Origin of the sequence: Hyphomicrobium sp. (assembly GCF_009026145.1) — a bacterium.
Lineage (GTDB): Bacteria > Pseudomonadota > Alphaproteobacteria > Rhizobiales > Hyphomicrobiaceae > Hyphomicrobium_A.
The window spans coordinates 1-2,785 of the sequence record NZ_WBUE01000058.1 but is presented as its reverse complement, the minus strand read 5'-3'; the positions used below and the strand labels follow the sequence as shown (position 1 = coordinate 2,785).

2 protein-coding genes are annotated in these 2,785 nt (G+C 65.5%); one reads left to right on the top strand and one right to left on the bottom strand.

Going from position 1 to position 2,785, the window contains the following annotated elements:
• Positions 1–2,271 (top strand): excinuclease ABC subunit UvrA (uvrA, locus tag F9K20_RS21145; protein ID WP_291006764.1); only part of this gene is annotated, 2,271 nt, incomplete at its 5' end.
• A 16-nt stretch (positions 2,272–2,287) separates the two neighbouring features.
• Here uvrA and F9K20_RS21140 read toward each other — a convergent pair.
• Positions 2,288–2,785, bottom strand: a 498-nt coding sequence (locus tag F9K20_RS21140; protein ID WP_291006762.1) for a hypothetical protein, incomplete at its 5' end; no start/stop codon positions are given.

The following is a 2,785-nucleotide window of genomic DNA, read 5'->3' as shown; positions in this document are numbered from 1 at the left end:
CCCCTATCCCCTCCCCACAAGGGGGAGGGGAAGCGTTCTGCAAGGGCGGAAGCAGCGAGCGGCGAGGGGGCGCGCGCGGAGCGCGAGGATAAGGACATCCTGCGCAACAAGAACGAGACGCACGAGCGCATCACGTTCTCGGCGCGCTTTGCCTGTCCCGTGTCCGGCTTCACCATCGACGAGATCGAGCCGCGCCTGTTCTCGTTCAATGCGCCGGCCGGCGCCTGCCCCAAGTGCGACGGCCTCGGCACCGAGATGCGCTTCGAGGCCGAGCTGGTGGTGCCCGACGACACGCTGAGCCTGAAGCAGGGCGCGGTCTACCCCTGGGCCAAGACGGGCAACACCTCGCCCTACTACGAGCAGACGCTGGAGGCTCTCGCCAGGCACTTCAAGGCGTCGATGGCGACGCCGTGGAAGGACCTGCCGAGGAAGGTGCGCGATGCCATCCTGTTCGGCACCGGCGAGGAGGAGGTGGAGTTCGTCTACGAGGACGGCGTGCGCCGCTACCGCAACGTCAAGCCGTTCGAGGGTGTGATCGGCAACGTCGAGCGCCGCTTCCGCGAGACCGATTCCGACTGGGTGCGCGAGGAGCTGTCCCGCTACCAGGCCGCGCACCCCTGCGACGCCTGCGGCGGCTATCGCCTCAAGCCCCAGGCCCTCGCCGTCAAGATCGACGCCCGGCACATCGGCCAGGTCACCGATCTGTCCATCCGCGCCGCCAACGACTGGTTCGCCGAGCTGCCGGGGAAGCTCAGCAGGAAGCAGAACGAGATCGCCACCCGCATCCTGAAGGAGATCCGCGAGCGCCTCCAGTTCCTGGTCGACGTCGGCCTCGACTATCTCACGCTGTCGCGCTCGTCCGGCACGCTGTCGGGCGGCGAGAGCCAGCGCATAAGGCTGGCCTCGCAGATCGGCTCAGGCCTCACCGGCGTGCTCTATGTGCTGGACGAGCCTTCCATCGGCCTGCACCAGCGCGACAACGCCCGCCTGCTCGAGACGCTCAAGCACCTGCGCGACATCGGCAACACGGTGATCGTCGTCGAGCACGACGAGGACGCCATCCTCAGCGCAGACCACGTGGTTGACATCGGCCCCGGTGCCGGCATCCACGGCGGTCACATCGTCGCCCAGGGCACGCCCGACGAGATCATGGCCAGCGCCGACAGCCTCACGGGCCAGTATCTCACCGGCGTGCGGCAGATCCCGATGCCGAAGAAGCGGCGCAAGCCGAACGGCAAGGTCCTGAAGGTCATCGGCGCGCGCGAGAACAACCTGAAGGATGTGACGGCCGAGATCCCGCTGGGCCTGCTCACCTGCGTCACCGGCGTGTCCGGCGGCGGCAAGTCGACGCTGCTGATCGACACCATCTACAAGGCGGTGGCGCGCCGCCTCAATAACGCGCGCGAGCACCCCGGCGCGCACGACCGCATCGAGGGGCTGGGGCATCTCGACAAGGTCATCGACATCGACCAGTCGCCGATCGGCAGGACGCCGCGCTCCAACCCGGCCACCTACACCGGCGCCTTCACGCCCATCCGCGAGTGGTTCGCGGGCCTGCCGGAAGCCAAGACGCGCGGCTATCAGCCGGGCCGCTTCTCCTTCAACGTCAAGGGCGGGCGCTGCGAGGCCTGCCAGGGCGACGGCGTCATCAAGATCGAGATGCACTTCCTGCCCGACGTCTATGTCACCTGCGACCAGTGCAAGGGCAAGCGCTACAACCGCGAGACGCTGGAGGTGAAGTTCAAGGACAAGTCGATCGCCGACGTGCTCGACATGACCGTGGAGGAGGGCGCGGAGTTCTTCAAGGCGGTGCCGTCGATCCGCGACAAGCTGGAGACGCTGGCGCGGGTGGGCCTCGGCTACATCCACATCGGCCAGCAGGCCACCACGCTGTCGGGCGGCGAGGCGCAGCGCATCAAGCTCGCCAAGGAGCTCTCCCGCCGCGCCACGGGGCGGACGCTGTACATCCTCGACGAGCCGACCACGGGCCTGCACTTCCATGACGTCGCCAAGCTGTTGGAGGTGCTGCACGAGCTCAGCGATGCCGGCAACACGCTGGTGGTGATCGAGCACAACCTGGAGGTCATCAAGACCGCCGACTGGATCATCGACTTAGGCCCCGAAGGCGGCGACGGCGGCGGGCGCATCGTCGCCGAAGGCACGCCCGAGGACGTGGCCAAGGTGAAGGAGAGCTACACGGGGCAGTACCTGCGCGACCTGCTTGGGCGCCGCAGCGGCAACGGGCGGGGGAAGAGGCAGGCGGCGGAGTAGGGACAACTCGGTTTCTTCACAGAATTAGAAACTTCACCTCTACGGTCTTGTCGCCCTGCCTGTGAACACCTTCCAGATCTCGCCGCATACCCTCGCCATTCACAAGGTTTTGACGAGGGTCAAACACAACGCACCACAGTCGCTGACATTGAGGATGCTGACGATAGTGGCCAATATCGATCTGCAGCTCTTGCCCAACCGTCTTTGCGTGCAGAGCATCGCGAACGAACTTCAGTTCAACGACAGTGCCATGTTCCGGCAGCAGAAAATCCATACGCGTTGATTTTCCGGCATAACTTGGCGTGTATTCCTCGGGCCGGATATCCTTTACCCAAGGCCTCAGTAGGACGTGAAGAAGGTCTTGAACATCGTACTCATTGTCGAAGGTTAGTCGTACTGAGTCACTTTGCCATGGGTACCGCCGACCGGGAATCAGCGATTTGACTGATTCCTTGGACGGGGGCGGCGATGGCGAAGAGGCGGGCGCGCACGAGCGGCGGGCGGTTGTCGGATT